Source organism: Oceanobacillus sp. FSL K6-2867 (assembly GCF_037963145.1).
Taxonomy (GTDB): domain Bacteria; phylum Bacillota; class Bacilli; order Bacillales; family Amphibacillaceae; genus Oceanobacillus.
The window spans coordinates 3,997,125-4,015,213 of record NZ_CP150144.1 but is presented as its reverse complement, the minus strand read 5'-3'; the positions used below and the strand labels follow the sequence as shown (position 1 = coordinate 4,015,213).

The window sequence follows — 18,089 nt, the reverse complement described above, 5'->3', positions numbered from 1 at the left end:
AGGACATCAGTAGCTGTCCACTTATAATGTTTAAATCTTTTTCTCTAATCGGTACACGTATGCCAAAACTTCTGCAACCGCTTGGAAGAATTCTTCTGGGATAACATCGCCGATCTCTGCTGCACGATAAAGTCCTCTCGCTAATGGTCTGTTTTCTACAGTAATAACGTCATTTGCTTTTGCTATTTCTTTTATTTTCAATGCTGTTTGGTCAGTACCTTTTGCAAGAATATATGGGGCATTAGCCTTTTCTTCATCATATTTAATTGCTACTGCATAATGCGTAGGGTTTGTAATGATGACATCTGCATTTGGTACCTCACTCATCATTCTCCTCGTTGCAATTTGTCTTTGTTTTTCCTTGATTTTCGATTTAATTAAAGGATCCCCTTCAACATTTTTATATTCATCTTTTATGTCCTGCTTTGACATCCGCATGTTTTTTTCAAAATCAAACCGTTGATATGCATAATCAAATACCGCTAATAATAATAGAGCAATAATTGCAGCAAACGCCATGACACTTGTAACTCTTCCGAAAAATGCTAATGCATTTTCAGCGTTCGTAAATGCTGTCATCAGCATTTCATCTTTATACAGCCAGATAACAGAGAATGTTATCGCACCTATACAAACGATTTTCAATAAAGACTTAAGCAGCTCTACAAGTGCACGGATTGAGAAAATCCGTTTTGCTCCTTGAATTGGATCTATTTTCTTTAAATCAAATTTTAAGGGTTCTGCTGTGAATAAAAACCCTACTTGCATCAAATTAGAGGCAAAACCTCCAACAATAGCAATTAACATAATAGGAGCAAGCATTTTTGCTGCTTCTATTGTTGCACTGTTAAGTATTTGCTGAACAGTATTCTCGGTTAATTCCCAATTTATATACTCAATAAATGTACGTTCATATATACCAGTCATATGCTCTAAAATAAACCTGCCAAATAAAAAAACGCTAGAAAAACAAAATAATAATAAAATTGCAGTATTTACATCTTGGCTTTTGGCTACCTTTCCTTTTTTTCGTTCATCAAGGCGCTTTTTGGGGGTAGCTCTTTCTGTTTTTTCACCTGCAAAAAATTGTAAATCCAGTTTCAAGTGCAAATTAAGCACCTCCAAAAAGCTGCATTAGCCCGCGCATTGTTTCAAACATCGATGTAAATAAGGTTTTTGCCAGCGTCACATACAGAGCTAGAAACACTAGGATTGCGAGAAAACTAACTAATATTTTAAGTGGCAGCCCAACAACAAACACATTCATCTGTGGCACGGCACGAGCAATAATTCCAAGCGCCACATCAACTAAAAACAAACAGCCGACAATTGGAATCGCAATTTGAAAAGCAATAATAAACATGCTATTAAAAGAAGTAATGACAAATTCTGCAATTGAATCATCGTGAAATGGAATAAATGTTTCCAGCGGAATAAAACGATAACTATTAAATATCCCATCAATAATCAAATGATGCCCATCAACTGCTAATAAAAATAATAGTGCAATCATATATAAATACTGTCCCGTTAATGGACTTTGCGCCCCAGTTTGCGGGTCCATCACATTCGCTATCGCAAATCCCATTTGGAAATCAATAAAACCACCAGCTACCTGTATTGCAGATATGATAATAAATGATATAAGTCCAATTAGCACACCAACTAATACTTCTTTAACCAATAAAAAAATATACATTTCATCGACAGCTATTTGAGAGGAATCGACTGTATAAAACATAATCATCGCTAGAAAAAAGCTGAAACCTATTTTAAAAGGCAGTGGCACTGTTCGATAAGAAAATAACGGCATCGTAACAAAAAATGCCAATACTCGTACTAAAATAAGCAAAAAAACGGGAAGACTTGTAATAGAAATTAAATCAAGCATGCTTTACCCTACAAACTGATTAATATTTTGAAAAATAGATGATGCAAATTCAACCATTGTTGTAAGCATCCACGGCCCAAAGAAGATAAGTCCTAAAAAAACAGCAACAATCTTTGGAATAAAAGCTAGTGTTTGTTCTTGTATTTGCGTCGTTGCCTGAAAAATACTTACCAATAAACCGACCGCAAGAGCTAATATAAGCAATGGGCCTGTAACAAGTAATATTGTAAAAATACCTTGCTGAGCCAAGGTCAATACGAATTCACTGCTCATAAAAAGAAGCTCCTTTCCTTCCTATACTTGTACTAAAAACCATTTAATAAGGATTGTGTTATTAAATACCACCCATCGACCAACACAAATAGTAATATTTTAAACGGCAGCGAGATCATAACTGGTGGAAGCATCATCATACCCATTGACATCAATATACTCGCAACAGCCATATCAATAATCAAAAATGGGATAAAAATCATAAATCCCATTTGAAAAGCTGTTTTTAACTCACTGATCGCAAAAGCAGGAACTAATGTCGTCAGCGGAATGTCTTGAATCGTTTCAGGTGTCTCCGTCTGCGTATAGTCAAGAAACAGAGCTAAATCCTTTTGCCTCGTATGTTTTGCCATAAAATCCTTTAAAGGTGCACTCGCATTCTCATATGCCTCATCCAGTGTGATTTCTTCATCAAAAAGCGGCTGCAATGCTTCCTGATAAACCTCACTGAATGTAGGAGCCATAATAAAAAAGGTAAGAAATAACGCTAAACCAATGAGTACTTGGTTTGGCGGCATCTGTTGCGTGGCTAAAGATGTTCGAACAAATGAAAGCACAATTATAATTCGTGTAAAGCTTGTCATTAAAATCAATATCCCTGGCGCCAGTGAAAAAATGGTAAGTAAAAGTATTAACCGAACAGACGTGGATACATTAGTTGGATCTGAACTAGAAAATATATCGATAAATTCATTCATGTGTATCTTCCTTGTGCTTATTGATCATATTTTTTCGGTTTTGCTTCAGATTGTTAAGTTCGTTCGAGAATAAATTCTTAAATTCGCTTCCAGAAGATTTATTTGTCTGATCTTTTTTGGAAGAAACAAATGATAATAACAAAGAACCGATTGGAAAATTATCCTGTGATTCCTCTTGATGTCGTAAAATATCTTGTTTGACGTCTTCGTCTGTAATCTCTTGAAGCATTTCAACGTTTTCGCCTACACCCACTAAATAAAGTCTGTCTCCAATTCGAATGATTTGAATGGATCGATTTTGCCCTACTGATATACCGCCTAAATTTTCGAGTGCTTTTACCTGATTAAAGATCTTGTTTCTTTTCTTGAGAAATTTAAGCAGCACATAAATTAAGCCAAGAACAAGTAATAATGCAAAAAACATTTTAACCAATTCAAATGCCATGGAACTGGGCCGATTATTATTTGCTAGTAAATCACTTTCATTTTCATTTTCTTCCAATTCATTATTGGTAATTTCATCTTCTTTACAATCATTTTCACCCCCCAGACAGTCCATCACACTGTTTGGTGCTGCATCTGTCTGGCAGGGAAAAAATGAAAGAGTAAGAAGAATGCTCAAACAGAGACTGTAAAGAACTTTTTTCTTCAACCCGCTCACTCGTTTCTTAGTTTAAAGCTTTTTGAATTGCTTCGATTACTCTATCTGCTTGGAATGGCTTTACAATAAAATCTTTTGCTCCAGCTTGAATTGCATCAATTACCATCGCCTGCTGCCCCATTGCAGAGCACATTATGATTTTAGCATCTGGATTAACTTTCTTTATTTCTTTTAAGGCTGTAATTCCATCCATTTCTGGCATTGTAATATCCATAGTCACTAAGTCCGGCATCACTTCTTTATATTTTTCAACCGCTTGTGCTCCATCCTGTGCTTCACCAACTATTTCGTAACCATTCTTGGTAAGTATATCCTTGATCATCATTCGCATAAAAGCTGCATCATCTACAATTAAAATTCGTTCTGCCATTTTGGTTATTCCCCCTAATTATTTTAAATTCCTGATCCTGTCAGACTGACTAATGATATCTGTAACACGAACGCCGAAGTTTTCTTCAATTACAACAACTTCTCCTTCAGCTACTAATTTATCATTTACTAAAATATCAACCGGTTCTCCTGCTAATTTATCAAGCTCAATAATAGACCCTGAGGCAAGTTCAAGAATATCGTTTATTGATTTTTTCGTTCGACCTAGCTCAACAGTTACTTTTAGTGGTATATCCAATAACATATCCAGGTTACGCTGCTGACCGGAATTCAACTCAACTTTCTCAAAATCAGAGAAAGCCGCTTGCTGTGCCTTTGCATCTGTGCTTGTAACTCTTTGACCCAAATATTGTGGTCCAGATGTTTCATTTCTCGTCTCTGTTTGGGAGGAGTCATAATATGCAATCTGTTTTTGCTGATTCGTCAGACTATCCTGCAAAACAGGACTTTCAGCTGCAAGTGTCGCAGCTGCCTCATCATTATTTTCATCGGCGCGATCGTCCGAATCCTTTAAAAGCTCATTAACCAGCTCTTTTGCAAAGCGCAATGGAATTAATTGCATCATATTGGAATTGATTAGTGTTCCAACAGTTAGTTTAAAAAACACCTTTATATAGACTTCTTCATCAAAAACGACTTCATTATCAGCTCCAGAAACTTCCTCATCTAAAATTGAAGGCGGAGATATGTCAACACGTTTATTAAACACAGTAGACATACTTGTTGCAGCTGCACCCATCATTTGATTCATTGCTTCCTGAACCGCACTTAAATGGATTTCATTCAATTCACTATCTGGATTTGTTCCATCACCGCCAAGCATTATATTTGCAATAATCGCTGCGTCTTTAGCTTTTATAACAAACACATTTTTTCCTGTAAATCCCTCTATGTAATTCACTTGAATACTTACAGGTTCAAAGGTAAATTCATCACCAATTTGATTTCTTTCAATGATGTCTACTACTGGTGTCGTAATTTCCACCTTTTGGTTTAATAAAGTGGAAAGCGTGGTGGCGGAGCTGCCAAAAGAAATATTGCCGATTTCTCCTAGCGCATCAATTTCAATATCGGAAAGATAGCTTTGCTTATTTTCTTCTGACGTATTATCATCAGAAATATTCAATAGCGCATCAATTTCTTCCTGTGAAAGCATGCCATCATTCATCATATTGCTCACCCCTTTTTAATTCATCTAATATTTGTACAGACATTTTATTTTTATACTTGCCTGGTTGCACTAGAAATTTAACTTCATTATTAATAGCAAGTTTTAATGGTAGATCGATTTTCTGATCCAGTGTAATAATATCATCTTGTTTCAATGTTAAAAACTCATTGATAGAAATCTCGCCCTCACCAAGCAATGATTTTACTTCAACTTCAGTTTGCTTTAAATTTCTTGACATTTTATTAAATGCTGTTGCGTCCCGGTTTTTTTTCTCTGCTTGCATCCAATAATGGGCAGAGAGCTTTGGAATAATTGGCTCCAATATAATATGCGGGATACAGATATTAATCATGCCAGTTGTTTCCCCAATTGCAGCTGTCATCGAAACGACGACAACCGTGTCATTTGGTGCAACCATTTGTAAAAATTGAGGGTTTTCTTCAAACGCCTCTAACCGTGGATCTATTTCTGCTACAGAAGTCCAGGATTCTTGCAAAGTATACACAGCTTTCTCGAAAAATTGACGGAGCAGCAGCTTTTCAATTTCCGTTAAATTGTCGTTTTTATTAATTGTGTTACCTTTTCCTCCGAGAATTCGATCAAGCAATGCATAAGCAATATTAGGATTAACCTCCATGATTAAATTGCCATCTAACGGTTCTACACTATATATATTTAATACTGTCATTTTTTGAATCGAGCGCACAAACTCTTCAAATGGCACCTGATCAACAGATGTTACCGAAATATTAACATATGTTCTTAGCTGCGATGAGAAATAGGTTGTTAGCATTCTTGCATAATTTTCATGAATTCGAGAGATACTTCTTATCTGATCTTTTGAGAAACGCAATGCCCGTTTAAAATCATACACACGCACTTTTTTCTCTTGTTCTTCTTTTTTTAATTCTTCAGCATCCATTTCACCTGATGTAATCGCAGATAATAATGCATCTATTTCATTTTGTGAGAGAACTTCATCCATTAATCACACCACCTCCTGCTAGGAGCTTTCATTCTATTGAAGTATCTTATTGATAGTATATACTTCTGTAATTTGTCCTTCTTCCATTAGTTCATTTAATCTTGTTTTTATAACTTCCTCTAGCTCAGAAAGTCCTGACTTAAAATCTTCCTCTGTTTTCGTTGCAAGCTCTTTAATAATAATATTTTTCAGCTGAAAATCACGTTTTTCAACCTCTTTTAATGCTGATTTCCCGTCTGTTACAATCTGAAACTGAATTCTAACAAAAACTCCGTCTTCTAAATCAGTAGTAACTTCAGGTGATTCATAGGAATAGTTTGCAATGTCATCAATCGATTGTGCATCACCTGATTCATTTTCGCCTGCCACATTGAGTACAACTACTAGTGAAGCAATTGCAATAACTAATAATACAACAAGTGATGTGATCATTGTCTTTACTAACTTACTCATCCTCTTCACCAGCCTTTACTTGAACCCGTGCCAATCCTATATCCTGGTAGTAATCCGTAACCATCTGTATAACATCACTGGCATTGTCTTTTACAACAATTTTCTTTCCATTAATTAAGGAGATCGTTGTATCCGGCAGCGACTGAACCTGTTCAATTAAAATGGCATTTAGTACAAATTCATCGTCATTCAGCCTTTTTAAAGTAATCATGTATATGGCGGGAGTACGACTTAGGTGTACCCCCTACCTCCTTATTATCGTTTTAAGTTTACTAGCTCCTGAAGAATCTCATCAGAAGTTGTAATAATTCTAGTATTCGCCTGAAAACCGCGCTGTGCCGTAATCATTTCTGTGAATTCTTCTGAAAGGTCTACGTTTGACATCTCAAGTGAACCACTAATAATGGATGCAGCACCATCCTCCTCAGGTGTAACGGTACCGTTATAACCAGCGTTTGGTGAATCTAAGTATAAGTTGCTGCCATTCTTTAATAACCCGGCAGGATTCGAAAAGCTTGCAAGCGTTATTTGCCCAGCTTCTTGTGTGGCGCCTGCAGCATCAATGTAATTTATCGTCCCGTCTGTTTGAATACTGAAGCTTTGTGCATCAGTTGGTATTGTTATATTTCCATTAGCACCTTGAAGATATAATCCATTAGGGTTAACAATCGCTCCATCATCATCTAAATAGAAATTTCCAGCTCTTGTGTAATAGGTTGTACCCCCTTCTTCCTGTAATACAAACATTCCATCACCTTCAATTGTCAAATCAAGCGGGTTATTTGTCACCTGCTGAAACCCTTGCGTATGGATATTGCTAATTGTACCGAGCTGAGAACCAAGCCCAACCTGTATTGCATTAACTCCTCCGCGCGCGTCAGTTGCACCTTGCGCACCAGATGTTGTCTGACTCATTAAATCTTGAAAAGTCACGTTTGCTTTTTTATATCCTGTCGTATTTACATTAGCGATATTATTTCCGATAACATCTAATTTTGTTTGAAAGTTCTTCATTCCTGAAATTCCTGCATACATTGAACGTAGCATGTTTTTATCCCCTTTTTATGGTTATTGTAGTTAGCTGTATCTATCAGTCAACAGCTTATATTGGCTTCCCATTAGGGTCCAGCCTACTCATTAATCAAAATAGTTCCATTTATATTGGTAAAAATTCTACTCGTTGCTTCCTCGCGGTCCATTGCTGTCACTACAGTGTGATTCTTCGCATTAACAAGAAGTGCCGCATTGTTCATGACGACAAGTGAATCAGTTATCCCCTTATTCCTAGCCTCTTGCATTTTCTCACTGATCAATTTCCATTGCTGATCATCAATTTGAATATTTCTTTCTACTAATCGCTGTGATGCATGTTTACTAATCTTTAAGCCCTGTTCTTGTGATAAAATATCCTTAAAAGAAATTGATGATTGTTTCGGCCTGTGTTCTTTTATTGTTGGAAACTGTAATGCATGCTGCGGGATTTGATGAATTCGGTGATCCATATCATTCCCTCCCTTATTCCGCTATACCATCACCTGTGTCTTTTTTTGTATCTGGATCACTGACTTGAATAATTGCATCCGCATATATTTTTTCTCCATTTTCAAGCTCCAATATTGCCCATCCTTCATGTTGACTAACAGCCACTACTTTGCTTGTGACTTTACCTAGTTCCTCACCTGTTTCTTGATTAACATCCATATAAGAGACTTCCTGCCCTATCATATTACTATATTGGATTACAGGAGAGACCAATTGACTTTGTACTAGCATTTCAATTGAATTAGACATATTCATCATTTGTTCCAATGATGAAAAGGTAGCCATCTGTGACACAAATTCACGATCATCCATAGGATTAGTAGGATCCTGATTCTGTAATTGTGTCATTAATATCTTTAAAAATTCTTCCTTGCCAAGGCTAGCGCTCGGTGTTCTAGTTTTTGGCTGGTTGCTTAAATATAACGATGGATCAATTGTTGTCATTTCCTCCACCTACACTTTCTCATTCAGAAGCAGCTCTTTAAACTGTTTTTCAAAGCTTTCTTCAGTTTGTTTTTGATTATTCTCATGATTGGACTGATTCGAATGCTGTTCTTCCTGTTCTTTTAACTGTCCATTCCCTTGCTCTTTCTGCAAATCTGACGCTGACTGAGCAATTGCATCCTGCTTTTCCACAACAACTTGGTGTGGCGAAAACATATTCTTCAGCTGATGAATGTTTGATTCTAACATCTCTTTTGCAGCAGCAGTGGTTACTAATATTTTCACCATTATCTCGCCGTTTACCTGTGTAAACCGAACCATTAATTCCCCCATATTATCGGGTCTTAAAGTAATTGTTAGATGATTTCTTTGATTCGGCAAAACCGACAGTTTTGCTGATTCCATAATTTTTTCTAACTGGTTCATGAATTGCTGATCCTGGCTATTCGACGGCTGTGGTTGATTAATATGAATGACATGCTGCTCCAATTTAGAAATTGGTACGGTCTGATTCGTCTGAACGGTCGTAACAGTCAGGCCTTCTTGTTCAACTGCGTTTCCAAGCCACTTTGCTACATCCTTAATGGTTACGTTCGATTCTGTATTATACCGTTGCTTTCCGGAAAGTTGTTCTCTTTTTTGGAACGTATCCAATATGGTATGCCACATTCTTGCTTCTCTTGTTTCTTGTTTGCGCCACGCTTGTAATCCATTCATTTCATCACTATCCACCGGGGTTAATCCTGCTATTTTAGCATGTTGACTTTGATGCTTAATAACTGTTGGATTTTCATTAGTATCCGACATTGAATTTAATGGCACCAGCTTAGCTTGTGGCTTCGTCAATTTCTGCCAATGATGAAGTAGCTCTAATATCTTTGGCGATGCATTCCGAATATCTTCCTCTGTTTTCAACTGTGAAAAAAGGGGTTGAATCTGAGTAAATAATTCGGCTAGTTCTTTATCAATATTTGGACTACTGATTCCATTTTGTTCGGCACCTAGTACGAAGCCCTCAAAGTGAAGTAAATCATGCATTAATTCAACATTATTCACCACATCAGAAGAAGTTAAGCCTATATGATCATCTTGATTTTTCATCTCATTTTGAACAATTGCTTTTAATAAAGCCTCTTCATCACTGCTAAACTGTTGTATCACATCGTCAATCCCAGCCCCGTTTTTCAACACACCTTGTTCAGGATTTTGAAAATCGGATACATTAACTATGTTCTCATCTAATAATTGGTGAAATGATTCTGATATTTCCTCTCGTTTATTGGACTTTAATGGTGTATTTGTCGAATTGGATGACTGTACGTGTTGCAAAAACATCGCGACACCATTCATTTTCTCCCCCCTTTCGGTGAATCAATTTTAATTCGCGCTCGAAAAAAGCAATTGTGTTAGCTTGGCTGCCTTTTCCGGGTCCATCGAACTGAGTATTGATGCTCGATGATCTTTAGATAGTTCCTGCAAAATTGCCACTGCCGTATCTGTTTCTAGATTTTCAACAATAGGCGCCGCTTTAGAGCCTTTCATTTCTTCAAATGAATCAATAATGGAAGTAAGCGAATCATCTGGAGAATTTTTTTCTGATGATTCTCCATCCTCAAGAGCTGTTTCCAGACTATTCTCCAGACGGACAATATCCTGTTTCTGCTCGTTTATTGTTGCTTCCAACTCACGAATTGTTTCATTTAAACTTGTAATCTCCCCATCCTTCTCATCTACAATTGCTTGTTCGTGCGAATCATTTTGGACAGGTGCTGCCTTTTCTGAAGCTACTAGATTCGATATAACAGGTATTGTACTAGCTTGGTGCTTTGTCCAATCCATAACATTAAAGCCAGCAACCTCCATAATAGTAACTACTATTGCAACAATGATAATCAGCGGGATTACTACTGCAAATAAAAGTCGAAGGATCGGATTCTTTTTTTTCTTTTTCATATTATCAACCATTTACTTCACCTATTTTTATGGTTTAAAAATTGTGTAATTGATATTTCATCCATAAACGCATTTTCCATTTTTTTTTGTAAATTTGCTTTTGTTTCGTTTCTCATTTCAATTATTTTCTCAAATTTCTTTACTTCTACATGGGCATCTGAAAGTTGATGCTGTTTCGATTCCATTTCTGATCTAGCCTTCTGAACACGGAACTGCAAGTGATTAATTTGTCTATTTAATTGTTCAATGTAAACAGCTTGCTCTTTTATCCGATCAATCGGTGTTACGGAATAAAGAAATTGATTATACGAATCCTCGGCTCGCTCTTTTTTCTGTAAGATGTGATACAGTTCCGTTGCTACTTTTTCAAAAGAATCAAGCGACTGATTATACGCTCTCTGTGCAATTTGCTTTTCATTTTCACGAATGTCCAATATTTTGGATAATGCAATCATCTCGGCCATCAATCAATTCCTCCATTAAGAAGTGATTTCATTAACTGAATCGTTTCATTTAGCGTATTTGTTTCATATACATCTTGTCTTAAAAATTCCTGTATTTTTGAATAATAGGAAATAGCTCGATCAATCTCTTGATTGGTACCCCGTTTATAAGCACCAATGTTAATTAATTCACGATTATCCTCATAAACAGCCATCAGCCTGCGAAGTTCCTGTGCAATTTGCTTTTGTTCAGGAGTTGCAACCATATTCATGACTCGGCTGACGGATTTTTGCACATTAATTGCCGGAAATTGACCTCGTTCCGCTAACTTTCTATCCATCACAAAATGACCATCTAAAATACCGCGAACTGCGTCTGCAATCGGCTCATTCATGTCATCTCCATCAACAAGAACCGTATAAAAGGCGGTGATTGATCCAGCCTCATTTGTTCCTGTTCTTTCTAGCAATTTAGGAAGGATAGAAAATACGGATGGTGTATAGCCTTTGGTGGTTGGTGGCTCACCAATCGCTAAACCAATTTCTCTTTGCGCCATTGCAACTCTCGTAACAGAGTCCATCATTAAATTCACATCATAACCAAGATCCCTGAAATACTCACTAATTGAAGTTGCAGTATACGCTCCTTTAATCCGCATTAATGCTGGCTGGTCTGAAGTCGCAGCTACAACAATTGATTTTTTTAAGCCTTCTGGCCCAAGATCGTGCTCGATAAACTCGCGGACCTCACGGCCACGTTCACCTATTAATGCAATAACATTAATATCAGCACCACTATTTCTTGCAATCATTCCTAATAATGTACTTTTCCCAACACCACTACCAGCAAAAATCCCAACGCGTTGTCCTTTTCCCATTGTCAAAAGAGAATCAATTGCTTTGACTCCTACTTGAATCGGCTCGCGTATTGGCGGCCGTGTCATTGGATTGGGCGGAGCTTGATCGGTCAGGCAGTTAGACAGTCCCTTTGGCAGTGAAGATTGATCATCCAAAGGTTGACCAAGAGAGTTCACAATGTTACCAATCAACGACCTTCCAATCTTAACAGTTAATGGTTTTCCGGTTGCTTCGACCAGGCACCCAGAACCAATCTCTGTTACTTCTGCATATGGCATCAGAAGGATTTTTTCATTATTAAAACCTACCACCTCTGATACAATTGGTGGTCGATTTTTGGAAGCAGAATGAATGTAACAGACTTCTCCTATGTTGGCTGCCGGGCCTTCTGATTCAATCATCAGCCCTACAACTCGCAATACTTTACCGTAATGTTTATATGTAGCAGCATTTTTTATAACAAATTTGTAATCGGATATATTCATTGCCTTTTCTCCATTAGGTAATCCTGCAATGCTTCCCGGATTTTTAATAATTGCGTGTCAACACTGGCATCAATTTGCCCAAATGCATGCTCAATCAAGCACGTATTCTCCTGTAACTTTTCATCTAAGTAGATAGATAGTGCTGAATCATCTTCTAAAATCCGCATTAATTCATCCTTTTGACTTATCACATATTCATAATTTACAGGGTGTAAATAAATCGTTACAGTCGATTGATCTTTCAATTCTTGAATAGCATGTCGAATAATTCCCAGAAATGTTTCTGGTTCTTTAGAGACTTTATCACCAATAATTTTCTCTGCGATAGCAAGTGAAAGCTGTAAAATCGTTTCCTTGCTTTTTTCAATCGTTGTGTGATAATCATTTGTTGTTGCATCAATAATTAAGTTGGCTTGATTCAGCTTTTCTTCATATGAAGCTTTACCTGCATGTTCACCTTGACTAAACCCTGCTTGAAAGCCTTCATGCTTTGCATTGTCAATCAATTGCTGTTTCGTTTCTTCCCAATTTCTTTTTTCATCTTCAATGGCTAGATTAGTTTGTTTAAGTAACAATTCTTTTTGCTGAGCTAGATTCTTCAATTCCTGTTGCATTTGTTCAATTTCCAGCTGAATTGTCTCTATCTCTTTATTTCTTTCAGATGGTTCATCTTCGATAGCATGCTGTATCGATTGAATTGGTTTAATTTTTATCAATTTCTGATTAAAGGGCTGCTTATTTTCTAAATCAGACAATGATATCGTCTCCTCCACCTCTGGCGATGACAATTTCTCCAATATCTTCGAGTCTGCGAATAATAGCTACAATTCTCATTTGCGCTTCCTCTACGTCTCTTAGACGAACTGGCCCCATATATTCCATTTCTTCTTTGAAGGTTTCTGCCATGCGCTGTGACATATTTGTGAATACAACGTCTTTAACCTCATCACTTGCAACCTTAAGTGCCAGTCGAAGATCTTCATTTTCCACTTCACGAATGACACGTTGTATCGCTCGATTATCGAGAATGACAATGTCTTCAAACACAAACATCCGCTTTTTAATTTCATCAGCCAGTTCTGGGTCCTGGATTTCAAGCGAATCAAGAATTGTTCGCTCCGTACTGCGGTCCACTCCGTTTAATACTTCAACAACCGCCTGAATACCACCGGTTTGTGTATAATCTTCAGAGACGGAAGCGGAGATATTTTTCTCCAATACCTGCTCTACCTGACTTATAATTTCAGGAGAAGTAGAATCCATTGTAGCTATCCTTCTAGCTACATCAGCCTGCAGCTCCTGTGGCAATGAAGATAAAATCTGCCCCGCCTGTTCTGAGTCAAGATAAGAAAGTACTAACGCAATTGTTTGCGGATGTTCTCCTTGAATAAAGTTTAAAACTTGTTGAGGATCCGCTTTTCTTGCGAAGTCAAACGGTCTTACCTGCAGGGATGAGGTCAGACGATTAATTATATTCGATGCTTCCTGTTTGCCGAAGGCCTTTTCCAAAACAGTTTTCGCATAACCAATACCGCCCTGTGTAATATAGTCTTGCGCTACTGCAATTTGGTGAAATTGCTCCATCACATTTTCTTTTAAATTTGAATCTACTTTTTTTACAGAAGAAATCTCCAAGCTCAGCTTCTCAATTTCTTCCTCTGATAAGTATTTATATACTTGCGCCGATACATCTGGACCTAGTGAGATTAAAAGAATTGCTGCTTTTTGTTTTCCAGTTAAAGCGCCCTTTTGCCTTACCATTTTTCCCCTCCTAATCTTCTCCAATCCAGCTTCTCAGCAGTTTAGCAAATTCCTCTGGTTTTTCTTTCGCAATTTTTTCTAACTGCTTCCTTCTTACAACTGCTTCTGATTCTTCTTCCTGCGGTAAATCTGGAACTTCTAGAGCTGGACTTTCCGTAACCATTTCTTCTATTATTTCCTCATCACTATTCCTATTTCGGATTAATAGAATGATTAGAATAATAATCGCTGTCAATAGTGCTCCACCGACAATATACATCCACAATGGAATAACAGAAGTAGTGGCACTAACTGTTGCAGGAGTTTCTGTGAATTCCTGGAACACAATCGAAATCTTATCTTCTGGAATTACTTCACCATAGTCTTCATCAATTGTCGCTCCTACAATTGAATTTAAAATCGAAGAAACCCCTTGTTCAACTGCACTCTGTTCCTGCTGACTCAAAAGCTCTGCATTATTACCATCCGTACTTCGTGTGCTATCAATGGCAACTTGAATTCCAAGATCACGAACTTTATATGGACTCTCAACAATCTCTTTACGAATTCGATTATATTCATAATTAATTGTTTCCTTATCTAGTTCATAGTCACCAGCTCCAGCATCTCCAGCAGGATAGTTGGTTACATCCTCATCAGTGGCTCCGCCGATACCGCCTGTGGCATTTTCTCCACTATAGGATTCCTGTATAGTTTCGAGACTGACAGGTATTCCTTCTACATTTTCGATATCAACTGGGTCGACAAGTTCCTCTGTGCGATTCTCCTGAGTGAAATCAATATCTGCAGTCACAGAAACAATGACATTATCCATTCCTACCATTGTTCCGAGCATTTGCTGTAATCTCTTTTGAATGTCACGTTCGGTATCTTTCTTCACAGTCTGCTGATACGTATAAGCATCCTGAACTCCAGAAGCAGTTTGTGAATTCCGGTCAAAGTACTCAAAATATTGATTCATAATAACAATATTTTCAGCAGGTAAATTCGGTACCGCTTTTGAAACAAGGTGATAAAGTGATTCTATTTGATTGCCTTGAAATTGGTAGCCTGGCTGTGTATTTAATACAATTGATGCACTAGCTTCTCCAGTCACATCACTTACAAATACCGGTTCTTCTGGCATATTAATCATTACTTGTGCATTATTGATACCTTCAATACTCTGCATTAAATTAGCAAGCTCTGTTTGCATAGCATCAAGTTTCATAATATTAAATTCATTATCTGTTATTCCCCAAGATGTGTTCTCACTAAAAAAGGAATAATCAATATTCCCGCTGTTTGGCAAACCCATCCCCGCTAGATCAACGAGCAACGATTCTACTTGCCCTTCTGGTACCGTAATACTTGTACCACCATTATTTAATTCGTAGGGAATCCCCCTTGTATCCAGCTCTGCTTTAATCTGTCCAACCTCTTGAATAGTCAAATTATTATATAATGGAACGAATCGTGTATTGGAACTGAAAAAAGCAATACCTACTATAAATAAAATTACGATAATAATAGATCCAGCAAAGAGACCTTTTTGGCTTTTTGATCGATTCTGCCAGAACAAAATTACCGATTCTTTCCATTTTAACAATGTTTCCTTCATAATTTCCCCCACCAAAGTGCATTAAGTAATCGATATTTACTACTGAACTACTATTAATTTTCCGTTGCTGGATTATCCATTTATATCGACATTCTCATTATTTCGTTATAAGCATCGATAACTTTTTTCTGAATTTGCACTGTAGTTTCGAGCGTAATACTTGCTTTTTGTGCAGTAATCATCACATCATGAAGATCATCGATATTCCCGTTAGCCAATGCCTCTGTTTTATTATCTGATTCCATCTGAATGGAATTAAGGTTGTCAATTGCCCCTTTTAACGTTTCCGCAAAATTTGCTTGCGCCTCTCCAGGTGTTATCTGCGCATTCGAAACTTTCGGTAAAGATTGTATAGGCTGCGACACATTATTTATGAAAAAATCCATTTTTAAAACTCCTTATTATCTATTTACCAATCTCTAATGCTTTCATTAACATACCTTTACTAGCGTTTAAAGCAGTAACATTTGCTTCATACGATCTCGTTGAACTCATTAAATCCACCATTTCCTGCAGAGGATCCACATTTGGCATCTCTACATAACCAGCTTCATTTGCATCTGGATGAACAGGGTTATAGACAAGTTTAAACGGCTCCTCATCTTCAACGATGGCAGCAACTCGTACGCCACTATGGTTTGTTCCGCCAGATGCATGTTGCAGCATCGTTGTGAAACGGTTGTCCCGCGCTTCTAAAACAGTCATTTTCCTCTGATACGGTTCAAATTCGCCATTCTCATTTATAACCGCTCTGGTTGATTGGGCATTCGCAATATTGGAAGAAACCACATCCATTCGAAGTCTTTGCGCAGTTAACGCACTGGCGCTTGTATTAATTGAATTAAATATTGACATCGACTAGTTACCTCCTCTAATAACCGTTTGTAAGCTACCAAACTTTCCATTAATTCGATCAACCAAACCATTATAATAGATTTGATTCTCCGCTAATTCTGCCATTTCCTTATCAATATCAACATTATTTCCATTATGGCTGTACATCGTATTGGGCTGTGAAACGACACGATAAGATGAATTTAGGTTTGAGTTAAAGGGGGTGTGCTTCTCATTCGTACGCTTAGCTTGAATTGAGGAAGTGAGTGTATTATGTAATATGCTTTTAAACTGAACATCCTTCGCTTTATACCCAGGTGTATCTGCATTTGCAATATTATTTGATATAGCATTATTCTTTGCTGCAGCATAGTTGATAGATTGTTCTAATCTGTTTATTGTACCTCCAAATAAATTCATTACAAGCACTCCTTATGTAAGTTGTAAAAAGTCCGGTAAAAATGACATGTCGAGAACATTGGACTTCTATCCTATTTGTACTTGCAGTTCTATGTAATTTCCAATCGACAGTCATATTTACATCCTGTTCTACGAACATTGTAAGTTATAAATTAGACAAAGTCTATTACTTTTCGACATTTTCTCCTAAAAGAAAATAAAACAGTAAAAAAAGACTAGGTATTTAGTAATATGAATGTACTATTTTATGGAATTAACTAGCAATTCAAAAACATTTACATACCGTTTACAATTGATTTTTAGCCTATTTATGTATTTCACTCCTTCCTCACATACAAAAGTCCCACGTTTGATTATAAGTATAATTAACTAGAAAAAGACACAAAAAAAGCCAATTTATTTGGCTTTTTTGTGTCTTTTTTCGTATCGTTTTATGAACTTATCTTGAACGAAGTTTTTCTAGCTCAACTAGGAATTTGTCATTCAAGACTTTAATGTAAGTACCTTTCATACCAAGTGAACGAGATTCAATAACCCCTGCACTCTCTAACTTTCTTAGCGCGTTTACAATTACAGATCTGGTTATTCCTACGCGGTCTGCAATTTTACTTGCTACTAATAATCCTTCATGTCCGTTCAGTTCTTCAAAGATATGATCGATTGCTTCCAATTCACTGTAAGAAAGTGAGCTGATTGCCATTTGAACGACAGCTTTACTACGTGCTTCCATTTCAATTTCCTCAGTCTTTTCATGAAGGATTTCCATCCCTACAACAGTTGCACCATACTCTGCAAGTAATAAGTCATCATCGTTAAAGCTTTCGTTCACTCTTCCAAGAACTAATGTACCAAGACGCTCTCCACCGCCAATAATCGGAATAATAGTAGTCAAGCCATCTTTAAATAAATCTTTATTTTCCACAGGGAACACAGAATGTTGACTATTAATATCAAGGTTTGCAGTTGTTTCATAAATATTGTACAGCCCTTGTGTATACTCTTCCGGGAATTGTCTTTGTTCAAGCATTGTTTTCATACGCTCATTTTCAATTTCCTGGTTTACAGCAAATCCTAGTAACTTCCCGCGTCTGCTAACAATATAAACATTTCCTCTGATTACATCTCTTAGAGAAGCAGACATTTCATTAAAGTTTACTGATTTACCTGTTGCTTTCTGTAACATTGCATTAATTTTTCTTGCGCGATTTAATAGATCCATGATGATCC

General features: G+C 37.0%; 24 protein-coding genes. All 24 read right to left on the bottom strand.

Annotation, left to right across the window (positions count from 1 at the left end):
- Positions 1-30 precede the first annotated feature (30 nt).
- The 24 genes from flhB to codY all read right to left on the bottom strand — a co-directional run bounded on the left by flhB (position 31) and on the right by codY (position 18,081).
- On the bottom strand, positions 31-1,110 hold the full coding sequence (gene flhB / locus NSQ77_RS19430; protein ID WP_339227724.1) for a flagellar biosynthesis protein FlhB: 1,080 nt from the start codon (positions 1,108-1,110) through the stop codon (positions 31-33).
- Position 1,111: 1 nt separating this feature from the next.
- Positions 1,112-1,891, bottom strand: coding sequence for a flagellar biosynthetic protein FliR (fliR, locus tag NSQ77_RS19425; RefSeq protein WP_339227723.1), 780 nt, complete (start codon positions 1,889-1,891; stop codon positions 1,112-1,114).
- Positions 1,892-1,894: 3 nt separating this feature from the next.
- A complete protein-coding gene (fliQ, locus tag NSQ77_RS19420; protein ID WP_339227722.1) occupies positions 1,895-2,164 on the bottom strand; it encodes a flagellar biosynthesis protein FliQ in 270 nt (89 codons plus the stop codon).
- A gap of 32 nt (positions 2,165-2,196) precedes the next feature.
- A complete protein-coding gene (gene fliP / locus NSQ77_RS19415; RefSeq protein ID WP_339227721.1) occupies positions 2,197-2,862 on the bottom strand; it encodes a flagellar type III secretion system pore protein FliP in 666 nt (221 codons plus the stop codon).
- Entirely contained in the window at positions 2,855-3,523 is a 669-nt protein-coding gene (locus tag NSQ77_RS19410) for a flagellar biosynthetic protein FliO (RefSeq protein WP_339227720.1), read from the bottom strand. The genes fliP and NSQ77_RS19410 overlap by 8 nt, the downstream gene beginning before the upstream one ends.
- 7 nt (positions 3,524-3,530) lie before the next feature.
- Positions 3,531-3,893, bottom strand: a complete 363-nt coding sequence (locus NSQ77_RS19405) for a response regulator (protein WP_339227719.1) — start codon at positions 3,891-3,893, stop codon at positions 3,531-3,533.
- 18 nt (positions 3,894-3,911) lie between these two features.
- The gene (gene fliY / locus NSQ77_RS19400; protein ID WP_339227718.1) at positions 3,912-5,084 is read right to left on the bottom strand and encodes a flagellar motor switch phosphatase FliY; all 1,173 of its coding nucleotides are present in this window, start codon (positions 5,082-5,084) and stop codon (positions 3,912-3,914) included.
- Entirely contained in the window at positions 5,074-6,069 is a 996-nt protein-coding gene (gene fliM, locus NSQ77_RS19395) for a flagellar motor switch protein FliM (protein ID WP_339227717.1), read from the bottom strand. Before fliM ends, fliY begins: the two co-directional genes overlap by 11 nt.
- 33 nt (positions 6,070-6,102) lie before the next feature.
- Positions 6,103-6,522 (bottom strand): flagellar basal body-associated protein FliL, encoded by a 420-nt coding sequence (gene fliL / locus NSQ77_RS19390; RefSeq protein ID WP_339227716.1) that lies wholly within the window; start codon positions 6,520-6,522, stop codon positions 6,103-6,105.
- Positions 6,515-6,733 (bottom strand): flagellar FlbD family protein, encoded by a 219-nt coding sequence (locus tag NSQ77_RS19385; RefSeq protein WP_339227715.1) that lies wholly within the window; start codon positions 6,731-6,733, stop codon positions 6,515-6,517. The genes fliL and NSQ77_RS19385 overlap by 8 nt, the downstream gene beginning before the upstream one ends.
- A 44-nt stretch (positions 6,734-6,777) precedes the next feature.
- Positions 6,778-7,569 carry a flagellar basal body rod protein FlgG gene (gene flgG / locus NSQ77_RS19380; protein ID WP_339227714.1) on the bottom strand — a complete coding sequence of 264 codons (792 nt, stop codon included), beginning with the start codon at positions 7,567-7,569 and terminating at the stop codon, positions 6,778-6,780.
- Between the two features lie 83 nt (positions 7,570-7,652).
- On the bottom strand, positions 7,653-8,024 hold the full coding sequence (locus NSQ77_RS19375; RefSeq protein WP_339227713.1) for a TIGR02530 family flagellar biosynthesis protein: 372 nt from the start codon (positions 8,022-8,024) through the stop codon (positions 7,653-7,655).
- Between the two features lie 13 nt (positions 8,025-8,037).
- Positions 8,038-8,508, bottom strand: coding sequence for a flagellar hook assembly protein FlgD (gene flgD, locus NSQ77_RS19370; protein ID WP_339227712.1), 471 nt, complete (start codon positions 8,506-8,508; stop codon positions 8,038-8,040).
- A gap of 9 nt (positions 8,509-8,517) precedes the next feature.
- On the bottom strand, positions 8,518-9,858 hold the full coding sequence (locus tag NSQ77_RS19365) for a flagellar hook-length control protein FliK (protein WP_339227711.1): 1,341 nt from the start codon (positions 9,856-9,858) through the stop codon (positions 8,518-8,520).
- Positions 9,859-9,885: 27 nt separating this feature from the next.
- A complete protein-coding gene (locus tag NSQ77_RS19360; RefSeq protein ID WP_339227710.1) occupies positions 9,886-10,461 on the bottom strand; it encodes a hypothetical protein in 576 nt (191 codons plus the stop codon).
- Positions 10,462-10,478: 17 nt separating this feature from the next.
- A complete protein-coding gene (gene fliJ / locus NSQ77_RS19355; RefSeq protein ID WP_339227709.1) occupies positions 10,479-10,925 on the bottom strand; it encodes a flagellar export protein FliJ in 447 nt (148 codons plus the stop codon).
- The gene (fliI, locus tag NSQ77_RS19350) at positions 10,925-12,247 is read right to left on the bottom strand and encodes a flagellar protein export ATPase FliI (protein WP_339227708.1); all 1,323 of its coding nucleotides are present in this window, start codon (positions 12,245-12,247) and stop codon (positions 10,925-10,927) included. Before fliI ends, fliJ begins: the two co-directional genes overlap by 1 nt.
- Complete coding sequence (fliH, locus tag NSQ77_RS19345; protein ID WP_339227707.1) at positions 12,244-13,002, bottom strand: flagellar assembly protein FliH; 759 nt, start codon at positions 13,000-13,002, stop codon at positions 12,244-12,246. Before fliH ends, fliI begins: the two co-directional genes overlap by 4 nt.
- A complete protein-coding gene (fliG, locus tag NSQ77_RS19340; protein WP_339227706.1) occupies positions 12,995-14,008 on the bottom strand; it encodes a flagellar motor switch protein FliG in 1,014 nt (337 codons plus the stop codon). Before fliG ends, fliH begins: the two co-directional genes overlap by 8 nt.
- 10 nt (positions 14,009-14,018) lie before the next feature.
- Positions 14,019-15,608 (bottom strand): flagellar basal-body MS-ring/collar protein FliF, encoded by a 1,590-nt coding sequence (gene fliF / locus NSQ77_RS19335; protein WP_339227705.1) that lies wholly within the window; start codon positions 15,606-15,608, stop codon positions 14,019-14,021.
- An 80-nt stretch (positions 15,609-15,688) separates the two neighbouring features.
- On the bottom strand, positions 15,689-15,994 hold the full coding sequence (gene fliE / locus NSQ77_RS19330) for a flagellar hook-basal body complex protein FliE (protein ID WP_339227704.1): 306 nt from the start codon (positions 15,992-15,994) through the stop codon (positions 15,689-15,691).
- A 19-nt stretch (positions 15,995-16,013) separates the two neighbouring features.
- Positions 16,014-16,463 (bottom strand): flagellar basal body rod protein FlgC, encoded by a 450-nt coding sequence (gene flgC, locus NSQ77_RS19325; protein WP_339227703.1) that lies wholly within the window; start codon positions 16,461-16,463, stop codon positions 16,014-16,016.
- A 3-nt stretch (positions 16,464-16,466) separates the two neighbouring features.
- Positions 16,467-16,862 (bottom strand): flagellar basal body rod protein FlgB, encoded by a 396-nt coding sequence (gene flgB, locus NSQ77_RS19320; RefSeq protein WP_339227702.1) that lies wholly within the window; start codon positions 16,860-16,862, stop codon positions 16,467-16,469.
- A gap of 439 nt (positions 16,863-17,301) precedes the next feature.
- Complete coding sequence (codY, locus tag NSQ77_RS19315) at positions 17,302-18,081, bottom strand: GTP-sensing pleiotropic transcriptional regulator CodY (RefSeq protein ID WP_339227701.1); 780 nt, start codon at positions 18,079-18,081, stop codon at positions 17,302-17,304.
- Between the last annotated feature and the right edge of the window lie 8 nt (positions 18,082-18,089).

Bases quoted from the DNA above. Each gene is read 5' to 3' on its own strand.
- fliJ (WP_339227709.1), bottom strand. From the start codon at position 10,925: ATGGCCGAGATGATTGCATTATCCAAAATATTGGACATTCGTGAAAAT.
- flgC (WP_339227703.1), bottom strand. From the start codon at position 16,463: ATGTCAATATTTAATTCAATTAATACAAGCGCCAGTGCGTTAACTGCG.
- fliM (WP_339227717.1), bottom strand. From the start codon at position 6,069: ATGGATGAAGTTCTCTCACAAAATGAAATAGATGCATTATTATCTGCG.
- fliY (WP_339227718.1), bottom strand. From the start codon at position 5,084: ATGATGAATGATGGCATGCTTTCACAGGAAGAAATTGATGCGCTATTG.
- NSQ77_RS19375 (WP_339227713.1), bottom strand. From the start codon at position 8,024: ATGGATCACCGAATTCATCAAATCCCGCAGCATGCATTACAGTTTCCA.
- fliI (WP_339227708.1), bottom strand. From the start codon at position 12,247: ATGAATATATCCGATTACAAATTTGTTATAAAAAATGCTGCTACATAT.
- NSQ77_RS19385 (WP_339227715.1), bottom strand. From the start codon at position 6,733: ATGATTACTTTAAAAAGGCTGAATGACGATGAATTTGTACTAAATGCC.
- fliL (WP_339227716.1), bottom strand. From the start codon at position 6,522: ATGAGTAAGTTAGTAAAGACAATGATCACATCACTTGTTGTATTATTA.
- fliG (WP_339227706.1), bottom strand. From the start codon at position 14,008: ATGGTAAGGCAAAAGGGCGCTTTAACTGGAAAACAAAAAGCAGCAATT.
- fliE (WP_339227704.1), bottom strand. From the start codon at position 15,994: ATGGATTTTTTCATAAATAATGTGTCGCAGCCTATACAATCTTTACCG.
- codY (WP_339227701.1), bottom strand. From the start codon at position 18,081: ATGGATCTATTAAATCGCGCAAGAAAAATTAATGCAATGTTACAGAAA.
- fliR (WP_339227723.1), bottom strand. From the start codon at position 1,891: ATGCTTGATTTAATTTCTATTACAAGTCTTCCCGTTTTTTTGCTTATT.
- flgB (WP_339227702.1), bottom strand. From the start codon at position 16,862: ATGAATTTATTTGGAGGTACAATAAACAGATTAGAACAATCTATCAAC.
- flgD (WP_339227712.1), bottom strand. From the start codon at position 8,508: ATGACAACAATTGATCCATCGTTATATTTAAGCAACCAGCCAAAAACT.
- flgG (WP_339227714.1), bottom strand. From the start codon at position 7,569: ATGCTACGTTCAATGTATGCAGGAATTTCAGGAATGAAGAACTTTCAA.
- fliQ (WP_339227722.1), bottom strand. From the start codon at position 2,164: ATGAGCAGTGAATTCGTATTGACCTTGGCTCAGCAAGGTATTTTTACA.
- NSQ77_RS19360 (WP_339227710.1), bottom strand. From the start codon at position 10,461: ATGAAAAAGAAAAAAAAGAATCCGATCCTTCGACTTTTATTTGCAGTA.
- NSQ77_RS19405 (WP_339227719.1), bottom strand. From the start codon at position 3,893: ATGGCAGAACGAATTTTAATTGTAGATGATGCAGCTTTTATGCGAATG.
- NSQ77_RS19365 (WP_339227711.1), bottom strand. From the start codon at position 9,858: ATGAATGGTGTCGCGATGTTTTTGCAACACGTACAGTCATCCAATTCG.
- fliP (WP_339227721.1), bottom strand. From the start codon at position 2,862: ATGAATGAATTTATCGATATATTTTCTAGTTCAGATCCAACTAATGTA.
- fliF (WP_339227705.1), bottom strand. From the start codon at position 15,608: ATGAAGGAAACATTGTTAAAATGGAAAGAATCGGTAATTTTGTTCTGG.